Source organism: Rhizobium sp. BK098 (assembly GCF_014193155.1).
Classification (GTDB): domain Bacteria; phylum Pseudomonadota; class Alphaproteobacteria; order Rhizobiales; family Rhizobiaceae; genus Rhizobium.
In genome coordinates this window covers 523,074-540,470 of the sequence record NZ_JACHYY010000001.1, presented here as the reverse complement: position 1 = coordinate 540,470, position 17,397 = coordinate 523,074, and the positions used below count along the sequence as shown (strand labels likewise).

15 protein-coding genes and 1 other RNA gene are annotated in these 17,397 nt (G+C 59.0%); 3 read left to right on the top strand and 13 right to left on the bottom strand.

Translation table 11 applies throughout. From position 1 onward, the window contains the following. The 12 genes from mraY to FHT73_RS02570 form a co-directional block, all read right to left on the bottom strand. On the bottom strand, nucleotides 1-1,122 hold the full coding sequence (gene mraY, locus FHT73_RS02625; protein ID WP_112334486.1) for a phospho-N-acetylmuramoyl-pentapeptide-transferase: 1,122 nt from the start codon (nucleotides 1,120-1,122) through the stop codon (nucleotides 1-3). An 11-nt stretch (nucleotides 1,123-1,133) separates the two neighbouring features. Then, nucleotides 1,134-2,594: a UDP-N-acetylmuramoylalanyl-D-glutamyl-2,6-diaminopimelate--D-alanyl-D-alanine ligase gene (locus FHT73_RS02620; RefSeq protein WP_183709660.1), complete on the bottom strand. Its 1,461-nt coding sequence runs from the start codon at nucleotides 2,592-2,594 to the stop codon at nucleotides 1,134-1,136. Continuing rightward, nucleotides 2,591-4,054, bottom strand: a complete 1,464-nt coding sequence (locus FHT73_RS02615; RefSeq protein ID WP_183709658.1) for a UDP-N-acetylmuramoyl-L-alanyl-D-glutamate--2,6-diaminopimelate ligase — start codon at nucleotides 4,052-4,054, stop codon at nucleotides 2,591-2,593. The genes FHT73_RS02620 and FHT73_RS02615 overlap by 4 nt, the downstream gene beginning before the upstream one ends. 66 nt (nucleotides 4,055-4,120) lie before the next feature. After that, complete coding sequence (locus FHT73_RS02610) at nucleotides 4,121-5,875, bottom strand: penicillin-binding protein 2 (RefSeq protein ID WP_112605222.1); 1,755 nt, start codon at nucleotides 5,873-5,875, stop codon at nucleotides 4,121-4,123. Then, nucleotides 5,875-6,396 carry a hypothetical protein gene (locus FHT73_RS02605; protein WP_112605219.1) on the bottom strand — a complete coding sequence of 174 codons (522 nt, stop codon included), beginning with the start codon at nucleotides 6,394-6,396 and terminating at the stop codon, nucleotides 5,875-5,877. Before FHT73_RS02605 ends, FHT73_RS02610 begins: the two co-directional genes overlap by 1 nt. A gap of 1 nt (nucleotide 6,397) precedes the next feature. Next, nucleotides 6,398-7,423 (bottom strand): 16S rRNA (cytosine(1402)-N(4))-methyltransferase RsmH, encoded by a 1,026-nt coding sequence (gene rsmH / locus FHT73_RS02600; RefSeq protein WP_183709656.1) that lies wholly within the window; start codon nucleotides 7,421-7,423, stop codon nucleotides 6,398-6,400. A 14-nt stretch (nucleotides 7,424-7,437) separates the two neighbouring features. Continuing rightward, on the bottom strand, nucleotides 7,438-7,878 hold the full coding sequence (gene mraZ, locus FHT73_RS02595) for a division/cell wall cluster transcriptional repressor MraZ (RefSeq protein ID WP_112334477.1): 441 nt from the start codon (nucleotides 7,876-7,878) through the stop codon (nucleotides 7,438-7,440). A 429-nt stretch (nucleotides 7,879-8,307) separates the two neighbouring features. Then, nucleotides 8,308-8,707: RNase P RNA component class A (rnpB, locus tag FHT73_RS02590), an RNA gene on the bottom strand. A gap of 67 nt (nucleotides 8,708-8,774) precedes the next feature. Beyond that, the gene (locus FHT73_RS02585) at nucleotides 8,775-9,968 is read right to left on the bottom strand and encodes an FAD-binding oxidoreductase (protein WP_112605213.1); all 1,194 of its coding nucleotides are present in this window, start codon (nucleotides 9,966-9,968) and stop codon (nucleotides 8,775-8,777) included. Between the two features lie 77 nt (nucleotides 9,969-10,045). Beyond that, entirely contained in the window at nucleotides 10,046-10,603 is a 558-nt protein-coding gene (locus FHT73_RS02580) for a transglycosylase SLT domain-containing protein (RefSeq protein ID WP_112419954.1), read from the bottom strand. 267 nt (nucleotides 10,604-10,870) lie between these two features. Continuing rightward, a complete protein-coding gene (locus FHT73_RS02575; protein ID WP_112605210.1) occupies nucleotides 10,871-11,632 on the bottom strand; it encodes an N-acetylmuramoyl-L-alanine amidase in 762 nt (253 codons plus the stop codon). Then, nucleotides 11,629-12,339: a DnaJ family molecular chaperone gene (locus tag FHT73_RS02570; RefSeq protein ID WP_112605207.1), complete on the bottom strand. Its 711-nt coding sequence runs from the start codon at nucleotides 12,337-12,339 to the stop codon at nucleotides 11,629-11,631. The genes FHT73_RS02575 and FHT73_RS02570 overlap by 4 nt, the downstream gene beginning before the upstream one ends. Nucleotides 12,340-12,612: 273 nt before the next feature. Here FHT73_RS02570 and FHT73_RS02565 point away from each other — a divergent pair, with 273 nt between their 5' ends. The 3 genes from FHT73_RS02565 (at nucleotide 12,613) to FHT73_RS02555 (ending at nucleotide 15,867) form a co-directional block, all read left to right on the top strand. After that, nucleotides 12,613-13,824: a pyrophosphate--fructose-6-phosphate 1-phosphotransferase gene (locus FHT73_RS02565; RefSeq protein ID WP_112334470.1), complete on the top strand. Its 1,212-nt coding sequence runs from the start codon at nucleotides 12,613-12,615 to the stop codon at nucleotides 13,822-13,824. Nucleotides 13,825-13,942: 118 nt separating this feature from the next. Continuing rightward, nucleotides 13,943-14,578: a LysE family translocator gene (locus tag FHT73_RS02560; protein ID WP_112334468.1), complete on the top strand. Its 636-nt coding sequence runs from the start codon at nucleotides 13,943-13,945 to the stop codon at nucleotides 14,576-14,578. 134 nt (nucleotides 14,579-14,712) lie between these two features. After that, the gene (locus FHT73_RS02555; protein ID WP_112419952.1) at nucleotides 14,713-15,867 is read left to right on the top strand and encodes a lytic transglycosylase domain-containing protein; all 1,155 of its coding nucleotides are present in this window, start codon (nucleotides 14,713-14,715) and stop codon (nucleotides 15,865-15,867) included. Between the two features lie 29 nt (nucleotides 15,868-15,896). Here the strand turns inward: FHT73_RS02555 and FHT73_RS02550 are convergent, their stop codons facing one another. Next, on the bottom strand, nucleotides 15,897-17,285 hold the full coding sequence (locus FHT73_RS02550) for a serine hydrolase (protein WP_112605197.1): 1,389 nt from the start codon (nucleotides 17,283-17,285) through the stop codon (nucleotides 15,897-15,899). Nucleotides 17,286-17,397: the final 112 nt, after the last annotated feature.

Genomic DNA, 17,397 nt, shown 5'->3' with positions numbered 1-17,397 from the left:
TCACCGCAGCTTCAGGGTGGAGAGGCCGATCATCGCCAGGATGACGGCGACGATCCAGAAACGCACGACGACCTGGCTTTCCGTCCAGCCCTTCTTTTCGAAGTGGTGGTGGATGGGCGCCATCAAGAAAACGCGGCGCTTCGTCATCTTGAAGAAACCGACCTGGATGATGACGGAAAGCGCCTCGAGCACGAAGAGACCACCGATGATCGCCATGACGATCTCGTGCTTGGTGGCGACGGCGACCGAGCCGATCATGCCGCCGAGTGCCAGCGAGCCGGTATCGCCCATGAAGATGGCCGCCGGCGGCGCATTGAACCAGAGGAAACCGAGGCCGGCGCCGATGACGGCACCAAGGACTACGGCCAACTCACCCGTTCCGGGCACGAAATTGATCGCCAGGTAATCGGCAAAGACGAAGTTGCCGGCGAGATAGGAGATGACGCCGAAGGACGCGGCTGCGATCATGACGGGCACGATAGCAAGCCCGTCGAGACCATCGGTCAGATTGACGGCATTGCCGGCGGCAACGATGACGAAGGCACCGAAAAACACGAAGAACATGCCAAGATTGAGCAACAGGCTCTTGAAGAAGGGGAAGGCGACCGACGAGCCGAAGGTAGAGCCGGCCGGACCGGAGGACAGTGCCGTCGTCATCATGAAATAGACGGCGATCGCGGCAATTACGAATTCGATACCGAGGCGCGCGCGGCCGGAAAAGCCCTTGTCGCTCTGCTTGGTCACCTTGAGATAGTCGTCATAAAAGCCGATCGCGCCGAAACCGAGCGTCACGAGCAGGGTGGCAACGACATAAACGTTGGCAAGATCAGCCCAAAGCAGCGACGAGACGACGATGCCGGCCAGAATCATCAGCCCGCCCATCGTCGGAGTGCCGGCCTTCTTGAAATGCGTCTGCGGACCGTCGGCGCGGATCGGTTGCCCCTTACCCTGACGCACGCGCAGGGAGGAAATGATTCGCGGCCCGAAGAGAAAAACGATCAACGCTGACGTGAACAGGGCACCGCCGGTACGAAACGTGATGTATCTGAACAGATTGAGGAATCTGAAGTGGGTACTGAAAAAATGAATATGGTCCGACAGTTCGGCAAGCCAGATCAGCATAAGAGCCCTTTCTAAAGCCCCTGATGGGTGTGGGGGCCCGTGTCGGAAAATGCGGGAAATTTGTCAAGCAAGCCCGCGATGATCTTTCCGAATCCCATTCCCAGCGACGATTTCACCATCAAGACATCGCCCGGGGCGACAGAATTGAGCGCGAATTCCGAGAGTTCCTCAGTCGTCTCGTGATATTCGACATGAACACTTTCCGGCAGCTCATCCCTCAAAGCCGCCATCTCCGGACCTGCCAGCCAGACATGCTCGATACCGGCCGCAAGCAGCGGCCCCGCAAGGTTGGCATGAACGCGCTGGGCATAATCGCCCATTTCCAACATGTCGCCGAGCATGGCGACCCGCCTACCCGGCCGGCCGCCGGCTCCCGCATGCGGAGAGGTCGTCGCCAGCAGCGCGATGGCCGCGCGCATGGAAGCGGGATTGGCGTTATAGCTTTCGTCGATCAGCGTGAAATAGCCGTTGCCGATCGCGCGCTTGTGGCGTTGTCCCCTGCCCTTTTCCGGCTGCAGGTCCGCTAGCGCATCGACCGCCTGGTCGAGATCGGCCTCCACGAGCATGACCGCGCCAAGTACGGCGAGTGCATTTTCCGCGATATGGCGCCCAGGTGCGCCAAGCGCCACCTCCATGGTCTCGCCGCCGATCGTCAACCAAAGCGTTGAATTCTCTTCAGAAGCATTGAACTCGGCGAGACGGACATCCGCCTTCGCATGCTGGCCGAAGCTATGGATATGCTCGATACCGGCTGCCATGGCAGCCTTCTCCAGCATTTCGAACTGGTCGTTGTCGTGATTGAGAATGGCATGCCCGCCAGGCACGACACCGTCGAAAATTTCCGCCTTGGCGGCGGCGATCTCACTGATACTATTGAAGTTGCCGAGATGAGCCGGCGCGATCGTGGTGATGATCGCCACATGCGGCTGCACCATCTTGACGAGCGGCCTGATCTCTTCGGGATGGTTCATGCCGATTTCGAAAACGCCGAAATCGGTGTCCTCGGGCATACGCGCCAGAGTCAGCGGGACGCCCCAATGATTGTTGAAGGAAGCAACGGAGGCATGCACCTTGCCTGACGGGGTCAGCGCGCGCCGCAGCATCTCCTTGGTTGTCGTCTTGCCGACCGAGCCCGTGACGGCGATGATCTTCGCCTGCGTGCGCTTGCGGGCGGCAACACCGAGCCGCGCAAGCGCCGCCAATACATCGTCCACGACAACCTTCGGTACAGTCAGACTGCCCATAGCAGGCAGGCGCGCCTCGCTGATGACGATGAAGGCTGCACCGTTCGCCATAGCGATATTGGCATAGTCATGACCATCGACGCGATCGCCCTTGATGGCGAAAAAGGCTTCCCCAGGCTGGATGGAGCGACTGTCTATGGAAATGCCCGTAATGCCCTCAGGCAACGCTCCGAAAGAGCGGCCGGAGATTACAGCGATCAGATCCTCAGTTGTCCATAACCAGCTCAAGACTTCAAATCCTCCAATGCTTTGCGCAACTCGGCATGGTCGGAGAACGGCAGCGTGACGCTGCCGATCGTCTGACCCTCCTCATGCCCCTTACCGGCGACGATCAGCGTGTCGCCGGATTTCAGCAGGCCGACAGCCTTGCGGATCGCTTCGGCGCGATCACCGATCTCGGTCGCACAGGCGGCAGCCGCCATGATTTCCGCGCGGATCGTTGCCGGATCTTCCGAGCGCGGATTGTCGTCGGTGACAACGACGACATCGGCAAGACGGCATGCGATCTCGCCCATGATCGGACGCTTGCCGCGATCGCGGTCGCCGCCGCAGCCGAAGACGACGATGACGCGTCCCGTCGTGAACGGCCGCACCGAATTCAGGACGTTTTCAAGCGCATCCGGCTTATGGGCATAGTCGACATAGGCAAGTGCGCCGTCATGCGTGTGACCAACGAGTTCCAGACGACCCGACGCACCGACCAGCTTCTCCAGCGCGGCCATGGCAACCGGCGCGGCAACACCGGTCGAGATCGCGAGACCGGCGGCGACCAGCGCATTGGCGATCTGGAAATCTCCGGCAAGCGGGATATGAACCTCGAAGATGTCGTCGCCGACATGCACCTCGGCGATCTGCTTATGGCGGAAGTGCTCGACGCGCTTCAACGTCAAAAAATCGCCCTTGCGCCCGACAGTACGGACATCATGCCCGGCCGCCTGTGCGGCGGCAATCGCCGACGCAGACCAGGCATCATCGGCAAAGATAACGGCTGGCGAACCCTTCGGTAGCAAGTCGCGGAACAGCCGCATCTTGGCGGCCATGTAGTCCTCGACCGTCGGATGATAATCCATGTGATCACGGCCGAGATTGGTGAACGCGGCGGCCGCGAGCTTCACGCCATCGAGCCGGAACTGATCGAGGCCATGGCTGGATGCTTCCATGGCCGCATGGGTAACGCCCTCGTCCGCCAATTCGGCAAGAAGCTTGTGCAGCGACACCGGATCGGGTGTCGTCAACGCGCCATATTCATTGCGGAACGGAGAAACGAGGCCCGTGGTGCCTATCATGGCGGCCGGATGGCCGGCATAGGCCCAGATCTGGCGCGTGAAAGAAGCAACGGAGGTCTTGCCCGCAGTTCCCGTCACCGCCACCATCGTTTCGGGCTGAAGCCCGTAGAAGCGGGAAGCAGCGACAGCAAGAAACCGGCGCGGCTCGCCAACCTGCAGCAATGGCACATTACCGGCATCGGCCGCATGACCAGCAACTATAACTGATGCACCGCGCGAAACTGCATCGGCAATGAAACTTACTCCATCCGCCTTCGTGCCAGCAACAGCAACAAAAGCCATGCCTGGCGCCACCTTACGGCTATCGGCGGAGATCCCGCTTATCTCAAGATCGCCAAGCGCTCCGCCAATATGTGTGTTGAGTTCCGGAAACTCATTTCCGGCAATATCCCGCAAGTTCATCGAATGTACTTTTCGCCTTCTCGATCAGTCCGCCCCTCGCGAATCGACGTGTGTATTCTTTCACGCTTAATAAGACGCCAGCAAGGCCGAGTCATCTTTTCCAAAATTGGGTTGCACCCCGAGAATCGGCGCCGCACGGGCGACGATATCACGGGCGATCGGCAAGGCCGTGAAGGCCGAAATCGTCCCGCCACCGCGCTCGCCGCTCTTTGGCTCGTCGATGAAGGTCATGACGATGTATTGCGGATTGTCGATCGGAAACACGGCCATGAAGGTATTGAAGTTCAGAGTATTGGAATACCGGCCGTTGACCACCTTATCGGCCGTGCCGGTCTTGCTGCCGACATTGTAGCCAGGAACGCGGGCATTGCGACCCGAGCCCCTCGTGCCGTTGAACTCAAGCAGGAAGCGCACGTCATCGCTGGTGCTCTTCTTGACGACCATCTTGGCAATAGCGTCGGCCTGGTCGCGCGTGCGCGGCAGGAAGGTCGGCTCGATCAGCTTGCCGCCATTGACGAGTGCCGCTCCCGCGACAGCTGTCTGCAGCGGCGTCGTCGAGACACCGTGACCGAAGGAGATCGTAATAGAATTGATCTTCTTCCAGACGCGTGGCTGCGACGGCATTTTCACCTCGGGCAATTCGGTCTGCATCTTCGTGAGCAGGCCGATACGGGTGAGAAATTCCTTATGGCCTTCGATACCGACTAGATCGGCAATCTTGGCCGTGCCGATATTCGAAGAGTACTGGAAAATTTCGGGAACGGTCAAAACGCGCCGCTGGCCGTGGAAATCCTTGATGGTAAAGCCACCAATACGGATGGGGTTGGTGGCATCGAAGGCGTTACGCAACGTCACCTTGCCATCATCCAGTGCCATCGCCATGGTGAAGGTCTTGAAAGTCGATCCCATTTCGAACGTGCCGTTCGTCATGCGATTGAGCCAACCTTCCGTGGCGCCTTCATTCGGATAGTTCGGATCGAAATCCGGAGCCGAGGCCATGGCGAGAACCTCGCCAGTGTGGACATCGAGAACTGCGGCACCCGCGCCCTTGGCCTGGAAATTCTTGACAGCATTGACCACCGCATCACGAACGATGCCCTGCACGCGCAGATCGATCGAAAGCTTCACCGGCTGCAGCGGCTGATCGTTGGTCATGCCCGCGGCAGCGAGGTCGGCGAGCCCCTGGTCGTCGATATATTTTTCCATTCCGGCAACGCCGCGATTGTCGATATTCACGTAGCCGAGAATGTGGGGGGCGGTCGTCCCGCCCGGATAGAAGCGGCGTTTCTCGGGACGGAAGCCGATGCCGGGAATGCCCAGTGCCAAAATCTGGTTCTGCTGCTTCGGCGTCAGCTGCCGACGCAGCCAGGCAAAGTGCGAGGACTTCGCCGAAAGCTTCTTGTAGGTGGATTTGGTATCGAGATCCGGTAGAACCTTGCGCAATTCCTCGACAGCTTCGTCCGCGTCGATGATCTTGTTCGGCTCGGCAAACAGCGAGACCGTACGGATGTCGGTTGCCAGCAGGGCGCCATTGCGGTCGACGATATCAGGACGCGAGGCCATCAGCCGATCCGGCGGCAGAATGCTTGACGTAATATCTGGTTTGGTCATGGCAAATTGCGCAATGCGACCACCAATCACGCAGTAGATTGCGATGAAACTCCCCACCAGCAGTACGACACGGCTTTTTGCCTGGTTGGACTTGCGCTTGCGCGCACCCTCGAATGTCGAACGGGAAAATCCATCGTTGGGGCGATTGTTGCCGTCAGTGGAGAAATGGGCCTTGCTCTTCAGGACCATGATACGCGAAAGAAAAGACATTAATCCCTCACTGATCCCGTTGCCATATTGTCGACATCCGGCTTCTTGCGCTTGGCAAGAGCGGGCGGCTTCGGTCGCGGCGCCGGAGCGGCAGCAACATCGGCGATGGCCTTCCTGATCTGCGCATCCGTCGTATCGCCATTGCTCGGGGCCACCGACGCACCGCTCTTGGCACCGCCTGCCTTGCCGCTCTTTGGATCATTGGAGGCCGTTACCGTTGGCGGCGGAAGCTGCGAGCGTAACATCGGCAATTCACTCGGCTGAACGATCGCCGTCGAGAGCGTCGGCTGCAGCTGAAGTTCGCTATTGTAATTATTGACCAGGCGTTCCAGCCGGTTCGGCTGCGAAACCAGCGCCCAGTCTGCCTTGAGGAGATCGATCGTATCCCTCTCAAGCTTGATTTCCGATTCGAGGCGATGAACCTCTTCCAGCTTCAGCTCGGCACGATGCTTGATCGTATAGGTCACACTGGCCATTGCCGTCATGACGCCGATCAGCACAATGTCAAAGGTCTTCAGCATTTTAGCCCCCAAGCTTTCCAAGACTGGCGAGACTGGGCAGATCGAAGATCGAAAGATCTGCCGCCTCCGCCGGAGCCAAGGTGCGAACCCCCGCACGCAACTTGGCCGAACGAGCACGCGGATTGGCTTCCGCCTCGGCATCGCTCGCAGAAATCATCGACTTGCCGACCGGCTCGAAGGTGGCGGGCCGCTCGGTTACGATAGGCATATGACGCGACCCAACAGCACGGCCCGAGCGATCGGCGAAGAACTTCTTGACGATCCGGTCTTCCAGCGAATGGAAGGTCACGACGACAAGGCGCCCACCCGGCTTGAGGGCGCGCTCGGCCGCAAACAATGCCTGAGCCAGCTCGCCGAGCTCGTCGTTGACGAAAATGCGCAGAGCTTGAAAAACCCGCGTCGCAGGATGGATCTTGTCCTTCGCCTTTCGCGGCGTGACGACCTCGATCAGACCTGCCAGATCGCGGGTGGTCACGAAAGGGGCTTCCGCACGCCGTTTCTCGATCGCATGCGCGATACGCGGCGCCTGCTTTTCCTCGCCTAGAAACACAAAAATGCGAATGAGATCGGCAAGCTTTGCACGGTTGACGACATCGGCAGCTGATACGCCGCTTGCCGACATGCGCATGTCAAGCGGACCGTTTTTGTTGAAGGAGAACCCACGCTCCGCCTCGTCGATCTGCATGGAGGAGACGCCAATATCGAGCACGACGCCATCAAGGCCACCTTCGGGAGCATGCACGGCCAGCTGAGAAAACTGCGACTGAATGAGTTTGAGATGACCAGCATGGGCGGAAACGAGCGCCTGCCCCGCCGCAATTGCCGTCGGATCGCGATCAAGCGCGATTACATCGGCGCCGGCCTTAAGAATGGCGGAGGTATAGCCGCCAGCCCCGAACGTTCCATCGAGGATGATCTTGCCGGGCGCCGGAGCCAGCGCCTCCAACACCTCGGAAAGAAGAACCGGAATGTGGCGAACCGGTCCGCCACCGGCATCAGAAGAACCTCCGCCTGAATTCGCCGCCATTCCGTTTCCCCGCTCTATTCCGAGCGCCTGCCCGCCAGCCTGCGCTCCTCTCGTGCCTGCGACTGCAAGGCCAGGAAGGCCTCCGGTCGCCACAGTTGAAAATGATCCGCCCGACCGACAAAGGTCACTTCGCTTGCGATTCCGGTGAAGTCGCGAATGAAATCCGTGACCATCAACCGCCCTTCCGCATCGAGCTTCATGAAGACCCCGCCCCCGTGAATGAGGAGCGACATCTGGTTCGCCGCCGGCGAAAACGGATCGTCCGCCGCAATCTGCCGCTCGAAGCGATCGAGCAGATCGAGACCGCCGATACTGATTGCCGGAAACACAAAATCCTGAAAGCAGTACAGCTCCTGGATATTGCGCTCGGCCAGCACGGAACGAAACGCCGCAGGAACGGAAACCCGCCCCTTGGCATCGATCCGGTTGGTCGCATTCGACAGGAAGCGGTTCATGACGCGAAACACCCGTTCCCCACGACCCGCAAGCCGCTACTCGCCTACAGGCACAGCCAAAATCGGACACGGCTTCGCAAGCCGAAAGAGCCGACACCCCTTCGACACCCCCAGAACGGGAGCGATCATGGCTTTGCGATGATTGGGCTCTGATTTGCCCTTGTGCAGTGTTCTTTTGGGATACCATGGGACCATATGGGCGTCAATGGGATGAAGCCACGTCAGACGTGGCCACAGCCTGAATATTCATAAGACGTTAAGTTTAACGAAAGGTTAGGATCAGCTTCAGGATACATCCCGAAACGGATTGTTTTCACAGGTTAAAACCTTCGCCCGTCGGGCCCGGAAGCCCTGAAATTCAAGGTATTCAGCAGCTTCGAAAATTAGTTGGCGGAAGCGTTGGACGCGCCGCTCGAAGTGACGCGATGATTTGCCAGTTGGCCTGTAAGCCGGGTTCTGTATGGCTCCGGCCAAGGCCGGAACGTGGCAGCCATTCATCTGGGACGGCGCTTGCGCGACGCCTCATGCAACCCACCCGGATGACCTGCCCGGAAACAGGCTGGAGCGCTCGCGCGCTCCGTGTCATCCCTATTCGGTTTTGCTCCCGGTGGGGTTTTCCGTGCCGTCGCTGTTGCCAGAGACGCGGTGGGCTCTTACCCCACCCTTTCACCCTTACCCGATCCGAAAATCGGGCGGTTTGCTTTCTGTGGCACTTTCCCTGAGGTTGCCCCCGCCGGACGTTATCCGGCACCGTGTTTCCGTGGAGCCCGGACTTTCCTCACCCCATCGCCTTTCGGCATTGATGAAGCGCGGCTGCCCAGCCAACTGGCACAGGCTCATTAACCGAGACCGCCGGCAATTGCCACCGAAATATGCTGGCTTGTGAAGAGCGGATGTCAATTGCGGAAATACGCTGAGAAATCCGTGCCGTAGCCTTCATCCTTGATTCGACCTGCAAGCAGCAGTTCCGCCCCGAGCCGGCCTATTTCATCGGAGCTCTTGGCGGCCATGCCACAGCCGCCCGTCAGAACCGCCACGCGTGGCGAAGAGGTGTAGCCGATCATCGGGTAACCCGATGGCGAATAGGAAACGGCACAGGAATTGATGAAAGCCGGCGGCCGTCTGACGCCTGGGACTAGCCCGTGGAATATGCGCACCAGATGCTCGCACGCCTTGTCGCGACCGGCCGTACGGAACCAGGCACGCAGCTCCGTCTCGGTCGTGAATTGCAGATCATCGGGATCGCCACCGATCTTCATGTAATATTTGCCGTCCGGATAGCGGATCGGCGGCAGCATATAGATGCTGTCCACATCATCGGCTGCCTTGGATATCAGCGACGGCATGCCGGAAAGGGCTTCGGCTTCCGTCTCGCTCACTTCGAAGAAGGTGACCGTGCGGCCATAAACTTTCATCTCAACAGGTCGCGGCAAGAGATTCTCGGCAATGGAGAAACCGCCGGCGGCGAGCAATATCTTTTCGGCGCTGAATGTCTCTCCCTCGGCGGTCGTCACGACAGCTAGGCCGCCCTCGTCGCGGATCGATAGCGCCGTCTGCTTGATGACCCGCGCGCCGGCCTTTTCCGCCAGCAGGGATTGTGCCTTGACGAGCCGGCGCGGGCTGATGTGGCCGGCCCCATGCGGTTCGAAAACCCCTTCGCTTCCCGATGCGAAGGAGAAAAAGGGAAACTTCACCTTGAGTTCGGCATCATCGAGGATATCGGTTTGCACGCCGAGCCGCCTGGCCGCTTCTACGACATCACCGACATAAGCTATTTCATCACCCCGCTTCGGCCCGACAACAAGGCAGCCGACCGGGGCGTAGAATTGAATGCCGCTATCTCGTTCGATATCCGCATAACGGCCGATCGAACGGTTTGCTAGACGAGCCCAATCCGTATCCGGATCGATCGTGCGGGTAATACGGCCCTCGTCATAATGACTGCCGAAAACACCCTGGTGATTGGCGCGATCTTCAGGTTCATCCGGCCCGATGACGGCGATGCCGTCGGTTTGCCTGGCCAGGTGACGGGCAGCCGCTGCCCCCATCATGCCTCGACCGACGACGATGAACCTGAAATCCGCTGCCATACCGTAACCCTCACCGATAGTCGCGGTTTCGATAGCACGGAAAGCGATTCCGCCCTACCCGAATCCTGGCTTGGATGTCAGTCCAGAAGTGCAAGCACCTTGCCGCAATAGCGCTTCGAGATCGGGTTCATGCGCGTGGCGCCATGGCCGGCATTGTATTTGAGGATGGTGTTGCAGGTCGGTCCGCCGCCAAGATCCTGCGCCATGGCGAGATATTTCATGCCGAACTTGATGTTCGTTTCAGGATCGTAGAGCCCCTGGGCGCGACCCGTATAGCCCATCAGCTTGGCGGTCGCCGGCTTGATCTGCATAAGGCCGATTTCGCCTGCGCTTCCACGAGTTTTCGGATTGAAATTGCTTTCGATCCGGATGACGGCGGTCGCGAGTTCGACTGCGACGCCGTTCTGCTTGGCATATTTGGCAATCAATACGGAGTAGCGATTTTGCCGTGCGAAGGAGGTCTCTGCATCGCGCAATTCGACGGGAACATTGGGAACCGGAAAGCCGGTAGTGCGGCTGACGATCTTGAGAGGAACAGTTTTCTGCTTTGCGTGGCGCTCGCCCGCAGAGGCGCAATCGTATCCCACCAGCAGCACGCCCATGCATGCCACAGCCGCAACAATCAAATTTTTCATGTAGTCTTTTGTCTCCAGGGGTGGGACCGCGGATAGCCAAAGCCATCACGTCCGGCTGGAGGCAAAAAGAGCCGCCGGAATGCACAGTCCCCATTTGTCGTCTACGGCCGCGCGACACACAAACCCAGACGGCGCGACCGCCGTTCAGCGAGCGCCGTTAGACCAATGCAATGCGGAAATAATAGGGAAAAGCTATGGCGTAGCAGGGTGTTACGCGTTTTTGCATCTATAGCCGGCTATAAACACCCATGACAGGATGGAACGAATTCACGAATAGCCGGGCAACGCGGCCAGTAGGCGGTGAAGCGTATCGATCGTCGAAAAGTCGGCGATGCCGTCCACGCGCTCCTGCCGGAAATGGCGCTGGAAGGCTTCGACGTCGCCCTTCAGCTTTTCCGAGAATTCGCCATTTATTTCAGTGCTGTAGCCATAGAGCGAAAGCATTGATTGCAAGGCTTCGATCGGCTGTCCCACATCACCCTTCTGGAAGAACCGTCCGCCGGTGATCGAAGCCGGCTCAACCCAGTGCCCGACACCGGCCACAGCCAGCCGCGCCCAGGGGAATTTCTCACCCGGATCGACCTTGCGCACAGGGGCAACATCGGAGTGTCCAAGCACCCGTTCAGGCGCGATTGCCCAGCGTTGGCCGCAATCGCGACACAGTTCGATCACCGCCTCGATCTGCGCGTCAGGAAATTCCGGCAGTCCGCCGGGATGGCCGGCATTGGCGATTTCGATGCCGATTGACGACGAATTGATGTCGGTTTCGCCATGCCACGAGCTCTTGCCCGCATGCCAGGCGCGGCGCTCTTCCGGGACAAGCTGCATGATCCGCCCGTCCTCGAAGACGAAATAGTGGCTCGACACCTGGCTCTCCGGACGACAGAGCCAGTCCAAAGCTCCTTCGGCGGTCCCCATGCCGGTATAATGCAAAAGGATGATGTCAGGCCGACGCCCATCCCGCCTATCGCCATGATTCGGCGAAGGCTGCACATGGGCGCGAGCGAAATCGGCCTTGAATGCACTCATGCTGCGCGGCGTTCTTTCTCGATCTCGGCATAAGCCGCATTCAGAGCTGCCATGCGTTCGTTCGCGATGGCATGGAACTCTTCCGGCACCCCACGCGACATGAGGCGATCCGGATGGTTCTCATAGACGAGGCCATGGTAGCGGCGGCGAATCGTCGGAAAATCGTCCTGACGGGAGACGCCAAGCACCTTGTAGGGATCGCGGCCGCCAATATTGACATGGCGCGCCATGATCTGCTCGAACCGCCCCTCGCTCATATGGAAGATTTCGGCGACATGCTGAAGGAAGGCCATTTCCTTCTCATGAATCAGGCCATCCGCCTTGGCGATATGGAAGAGACCATCGAGCACATCTTCCAGCACCGGGCAATTCTCCGTGCAGGTTTCGCAAAGGGAGGACAGCCGCTCCGCATAGGCTTCGTAACCGGCCACATCCTGGCGCGCCAGATTATAGAGACGAGCCACATTTTTCGCTTGATCGGGCGGAAATTCGAAGATCTCGCGGAATGCGTTGACCTCGTTTTCCGTGACCACGCCGTCTGCCTTCGCCATCTTGGCGGACAGGGCGATTATAGCAACGGAAAACGCCACCTTGCGGCGCGTTTCCGGATCGCCTTCAAAGACAGTGCGAATGGCCTCGACGACCGCCGACAGGGCATTGCCGGCAGTGCTACCGATAGCATTCAGCAATTTTTCCCAGAACGACATGCCGGTCTCGATATCCACTTAAACAGTAGAACACCTTGATCAAATAATAGTTGCCATTGCAAGCAGTCCATTCGTCGCAAGGGCGAAAACACTTTTCACAATTTGGTAATGATGCGGCATTGCGAGCAACCAGCCAAGCGCCCTGTCCGGCCTTCGGGGGCGAAACAAACCGCGGATTTCTTAAATTCTTTACTTTACACCCATGTCCGCCTGTCGCATCCATTCCCACCGCAACCACTGAAATGACGCAGCATGACTGCAAGGAGGATCTCCATGGCCAAACAGAAAGTCGCAATGCTCACTGCAGGCGGACTGGCGCCCTGCCTTTCGTCTGCCGTTGGCGGGCTGATTCAGCGCTATAGCGATGTGGCACCTGACCTCGGCATAATCGCTTATCGTTCCGGCTACCAGGGAGTTCTGCTGGGAGACAGCATCGAAGTGACGCCGGCCATGCGCGAAAAGGCCTACCTGCTGCATCGATACGGCGGCTCGCCGATCGGCAACAGCCGCGTCAAGCTCACCAATATCGCCGATTGCGTCAAGCGCGGCCTGGTCAAGGAAGGCGAAAACCCGCTGCGCGTCGCAGCCGAGCGGCTGGCGTCCGACGGCGTGACCATTCTTCACACGATCGGCGGCGACGACACCAATACGACGGCCGCCGATCTCGCCGCCTATCTTGGCGCCAATGGCTACGACCTGACGGTAGTCGGCCTGCCGAAAACGGTAGACAACGACGTCGTGCCGATCCGCCAGTCTCTCGGCGCCTGGACGGCTGCCGAAGTCGGTGCTGACTTCTTCGACAATGTCAGCAACGAACAGACCGCGGCCCCAAAGACCCTCGTCATCCATGAAGTGATGGGCCGCCACTGTGGCTGGCTGACCGCTGCAACCGCGCGCGCCTACATTCAGAAGACCAGCGCCAACGAATATGTCGAAGGCTTCATGATGAATGCCGATTTGAAGCGCATCGACGGCCTCTATCTGCCGGAAATGGTCTTCGACATCGAGGCTGAAGGCGAACGCCTGCGCACTAACATGGAAAAGACCGGCCAGGTGACGTTGTTCGTTTCGGAAGGCGCGGGCCTCGACGCGATCGTCGCCGAGCGCGAAGCAGCCGGCGAAACCGTCAAGCGCGATGCATTCGGTCACGTAAAGATCGACACCATCAATGTCGGCGGCTGGTTCCAGAAGCAATTCGCAGCCATCATCGGCGCCGAACGCTCGATGGTGCAGAAGTCGGGCTATTTTGCACGCTCCGCGCCGGCAAACGCCGAGGACCTTCGCCTGATCCAGGGTATGGTCGATCTCGCCGTGGAAAGTGCGCTCAACAAAGTATCAGGCGTCACCGGCCATGATGAAGGTCAGGGCGGCAAGCTACGCGTCATCGAGTTTCCGCGCATCAAGGGCGGCAAGGCCTTCGATACCTCCACTCCTTGGTTCGCCGAGGTCATGGACCATATCGGCCAGAAATACACACAGGCCTGATAGATCTGTGATCAACGGACTGATTGATAATCAGGCGGCCCGATTGTCAATCAAACGGTTGACGGATCGCTAATCCGATGTCTTTGCTGGCGGCGAAATAGGAATTAGGGAGGATTCCATGTCCATCGAAACCTGGCTCGCTTTCGCCGCCGCATCCTGCATTATGCTGGCCATACCAGGCCCGACCATTCTCCTCGTCATATCCTATGCACTAGGCCACGGCCGCAAGACGGCGCTGGCAACGGTGACTGGCGTCACGCTTGGCGATTTCACGGCAATGACCGCTTCGCTCGCCGGTCTCGGCGCCCTCCTTGCCACTTCAGCGACACTATTCACAATTCTGAAGCTGATCGGCGCAGCCTATCTCGTTTTCCTCGGAATTAAGCTCTGGAGAGCCCCCATTGTGACGGGACCGATGGGCGACAACGACAATCTCCCAGAGGAAAAACCGTTAAAAATTCTCTTACACTCATACGTTGTGACCGCCCTCAACCCGAAGAGCATCGTCTTCTTTATTGCGTTCGTTCCGCAATTTCTCGACATGTCGAAGCCATTTCTTCAGCAAACGCTTATTCTAGAGGCAACTTTCCTCACTTTAGCGGCCTTGAATTCGCTTATTTACGTCTTCGTCGCCGATATGGCACGCGGCTTCATCCGCAAGGCAAGCGTGCAACGCGCTGTTAACAGAACGGGGGGAACCCTGCTGATTGCAGCCGGTGCAGTGACCGCCGGATACCGCCGGATGGCCGCCTGAGGCGGTGCAGGGTTGCGAGGCGATCACGGATAGGTTAATGGGGATTCATAATTTTATCGATCCTGTGACCGAATTTGGCGGTCCTGTGGCCGAATTGCATCGAAATTAGGTTTGGTTTTTTCGAAAGTGACAGAATGGTAACGATCGGATTTCCCAGCCTGAAGCGCAGCGTTGCCTTGTCGGCAATGATGTGCGGCGCTCTCGCCGGGTGTGCAAGCACTCAGCAGCAGACGTCTCAGGCAGAACTCCCGTCGGCACACGCCAACGTGCCGCATCCGAATACGACCCTGACCGCAACCGGCACGGCCGCGCCTGCAGCAGGCGGCGTGGCAGTGGCCACGATATCGCCGAATTTCATCGGTCCGCGGCAGCCGCAACAGACGGCAATGGCAAAGTCCGGTCGCGTTGTTCCGGGTTCGACAAACGTTGCAGCTGCAAGCCAGCAGCAGATGGACGCGGGACGTTTCGGCACGCCTGTTGCGAGCGCTGCCAATCAGGGAACCGCCGCAATCGCTGCCGCAACAGGCGCTCCAGCTGGCAGCAACTCAGCCGCAGCAGCCTATGCCGCGTCCGACGTGCCGCTGGTGCCTTCCGTGGTCGCTATCCCGATGCCCAATCCGGCGCGCCCTGGTGATGCCGCGCTCACGCCGGTTTCCTCCTCCGTGGCTCAGAGCCAGCCCGGCATTCCGATGACATCGGATGTTGCGGCCATTCAGGTCGCCGTGCCGACGCCGCGTCCAGGTTCGACACCGCAGACTGAAGTCGCTTTCGCCACGCCCGCGCAGATGGGCGTTCCGCGCTATGCCGACAATCGCATGCATTATGACTTCAATTTCGACAGCAGCGGTCCGACGGTCGTGCCGGCCGTCATGACCACCCCCAACACTGCGAATTACGATTCCGATGTTCCGGCTGAGCAAAAGAGCTACGTTTCGAAGCTCATCCAGAAATACGCCAAGCTTTACGAAATTCCGGAATCCCTGATCCATCGCGTCGTTCACCGCGAAAGCCGCTACAATCCGAAAGCCTATAATCGCGCCGGATATTTCGGCCTGATGCAGATCAAGTATAATACGGCGAAGTCCATGGGATACGAAGGCCCGGCGTCCGGCCTCCTGGACGCAGAAACCAACATCAAATATGCCGCCAAATATCTACGCGGTGCATGGATGACGGCCGACAGCAAGGCTCAAAACAAGGAAGCCAATGCCGTGCAGCTTTATGCCCGCGGCTATTACTACGACGCCAAGCGCAAGGGCCTGACGGACGTCGCCAACGGCAATTACTGATTTTATCTAGATAATTCTGAGAAGCCGGCCTAGTTCGTGGCCGGCTTTATCACATCCATGATTCGCTTCAGCAGGATTTGCGGCCGATAATCCGCCCAGGTCGGCGTCAGCCCCATCCGCACGACGACGAGATTGGCGGACGGGACGATTGCGACCGTTTGGCCGTCATGACCGGTCATCCAAAATGCATCCGCGGGCAGACCGAATTGGGCGTTAGAGCCGCCAGGCCCCGCAAGCCAGGCCTGAACCTGCGAGTAAACGCCCTCGGAAGCCTTCGTCGGCGTGCGCATGGCGCCGACGAATCCCTCCGGCAGCAGACGATGCCCATTCCAGACCCCGTCTTGTAGCAGAAACATGCCGAAGCGCGCCCAATCCCGGGCATTAGCATAGAGATAGGAACTGCCGACGAAGGTGCCACGCTCGTCGGCCTCGAAAACTGCGCTGTACATGCCGAGCGGCCCGAAGAGCGCTTCGCGCGGATAGGAGATGGCAGCGCTCAGATTGGGCAGCCGGTTCATCCAGAGGCGAGAAAGCAGCGCAGCCGTGCCACTGGAATAGCTGAAACGCTCACCCGGAGCTGCCAGCTGACGCGCATTGGCTGCTAGGCTCGTCACATCCGCGTCGAGATAGAGCATGCGCGTTACATCCGATACGGTGCCATAGGATTCATTGAACGCAAGCCCGCTTTCCATGGCGAGAAGATCGCTGAGCTTAATGTTCTTGCGCGAGTCGGCGCTCCATTGCGGCAGAAGATTCTGATCGTCGAAGGACATGCGCCCGGCCAGCATGAGTCGGCCGATAATCGCGGCATTCACCGTCTTCGTCATCGACCAGCCTATCAGCGGCGTTGCCTTGCTGAAGCCATCGCCATAGGTCTCGGCGACAATACGGCCATCCTTGGCCACGACGATCGCACGCATGGCCGGCCCGGCGAGATCCGGATTCGATACGACATCGGCAAGCTTCCTACCCACGTCACCCTGATCGAGGTTTACCGTATCTCCATCCGGCCAAACCGCATCGTTCTTCGGCGCCTTCACCTTGTTGAGGAAGACGGCGCTGCGAGCCGTTTGCAGATCACCGTCCGGCACCAGCGCACAGCCGAGCGCACCGCGATAAAGCGCACGGTTCGGCGCGAACAATCCCAGGAAACGGGCCGTCACCACACCCTCGTCCCGATCGACATAGACGCGAATGAGCTTCAATGCCGGATTGCCGGGAGCCTGGACATCTTCCTCCATCACCTTGTCCGGATCCCGCTTGGCCACGAATGTGTTGGAGCAGACGATCTTTGCCGCGTAGCCATCGCCGACCTTCAGTAATTCCGGCGGATAAAGAGAGAGCCAGATGGCTCCGCCGGCGACAATGATCAGCAGCAGAACAATAAGAGCCCCGATCACTCTCGATATCAAACGCATGTCACATACTCTCCAGAAAGGTAGGCGGAGACAATCAGGAAACGCAGCAAGATGAAAGACCTATGATGATCAGGGCTCCTTAAATATGTGCAAGGATGCTTTGCAGCTGGAT

What these genes read in the sequence shown, in the direction of transcription:
- mraY (WP_112334486.1), bottom strand. Translation starts at nt 1,122, where the DNA reads ATGCTGATCTGGCTTGCCGAACTGTCGGACCATATTCATTTTTTCAGT.
- FHT73_RS02615 (WP_183709658.1), bottom strand. Translation starts at nt 4,054, where the DNA reads ATGAACTTGCGGGATATTGCCGGAAATGAGTTTCCGGAACTCAACACA.
- FHT73_RS02610 (WP_112605222.1), bottom strand. Translation starts at nt 5,875, where the DNA reads ATGTCTTTTCTTTCGCGTATCATGGTCCTGAAGAGCAAGGCCCATTTC.
- FHT73_RS02605 (WP_112605219.1), bottom strand. Translation starts at nt 6,396, where the DNA reads ATGCTGAAGACCTTTGACATTGTGCTGATCGGCGTCATGACGGCAATG.
- rsmH (WP_183709656.1), bottom strand. Translation starts at nt 7,423, where the DNA reads ATGGCGGCGAATTCAGGCGGAGGTTCTTCTGATGCCGGTGGCGGACCG.
- mraZ (WP_112334477.1), bottom strand. Translation starts at nt 7,878, where the DNA reads ATGAACCGCTTCCTGTCGAATGCGACCAACCGGATCGATGCCAAGGGG.
- FHT73_RS02585 (WP_112605213.1), bottom strand. Translation starts at nt 9,968, where the DNA reads ATGGCAGCGGATTTCAGGTTCATCGTCGTCGGTCGAGGCATGATGGGG.
- FHT73_RS02580 (WP_112419954.1), bottom strand. Translation starts at nt 10,603, where the DNA reads ATGAAAAATTTGATTGTTGCGGCTGTGGCATGCATGGGCGTGCTGCTG.
- FHT73_RS02575 (WP_112605210.1), bottom strand. Translation starts at nt 11,632, where the DNA reads ATGAGTGCATTCAAGGCCGATTTCGCTCGCGCCCATGTGCAGCCTTCG.
- FHT73_RS02570 (WP_112605207.1), bottom strand. Translation starts at nt 12,339, where the DNA reads ATGTCGTTCTGGGAAAAATTGCTGAATGCTATCGGTAGCACTGCCGGC.
- FHT73_RS02565 (WP_112334470.1), top strand. Translation starts at nt 12,613, where the DNA reads ATGGCCAAACAGAAAGTCGCAATGCTCACTGCAGGCGGACTGGCGCCC.
- FHT73_RS02560 (WP_112334468.1), top strand. Translation starts at nt 13,943, where the DNA reads ATGTCCATCGAAACCTGGCTCGCTTTCGCCGCCGCATCCTGCATTATG.
- FHT73_RS02555 (WP_112419952.1), top strand. Translation starts at nt 14,713, where the DNA reads ATGGTAACGATCGGATTTCCCAGCCTGAAGCGCAGCGTTGCCTTGTCG.
- FHT73_RS02550 (WP_112605197.1), bottom strand. Translation starts at nt 17,285, where the DNA reads ATGCGTTTGATATCGAGAGTGATCGGGGCTCTTATTGTTCTGCTGCTG.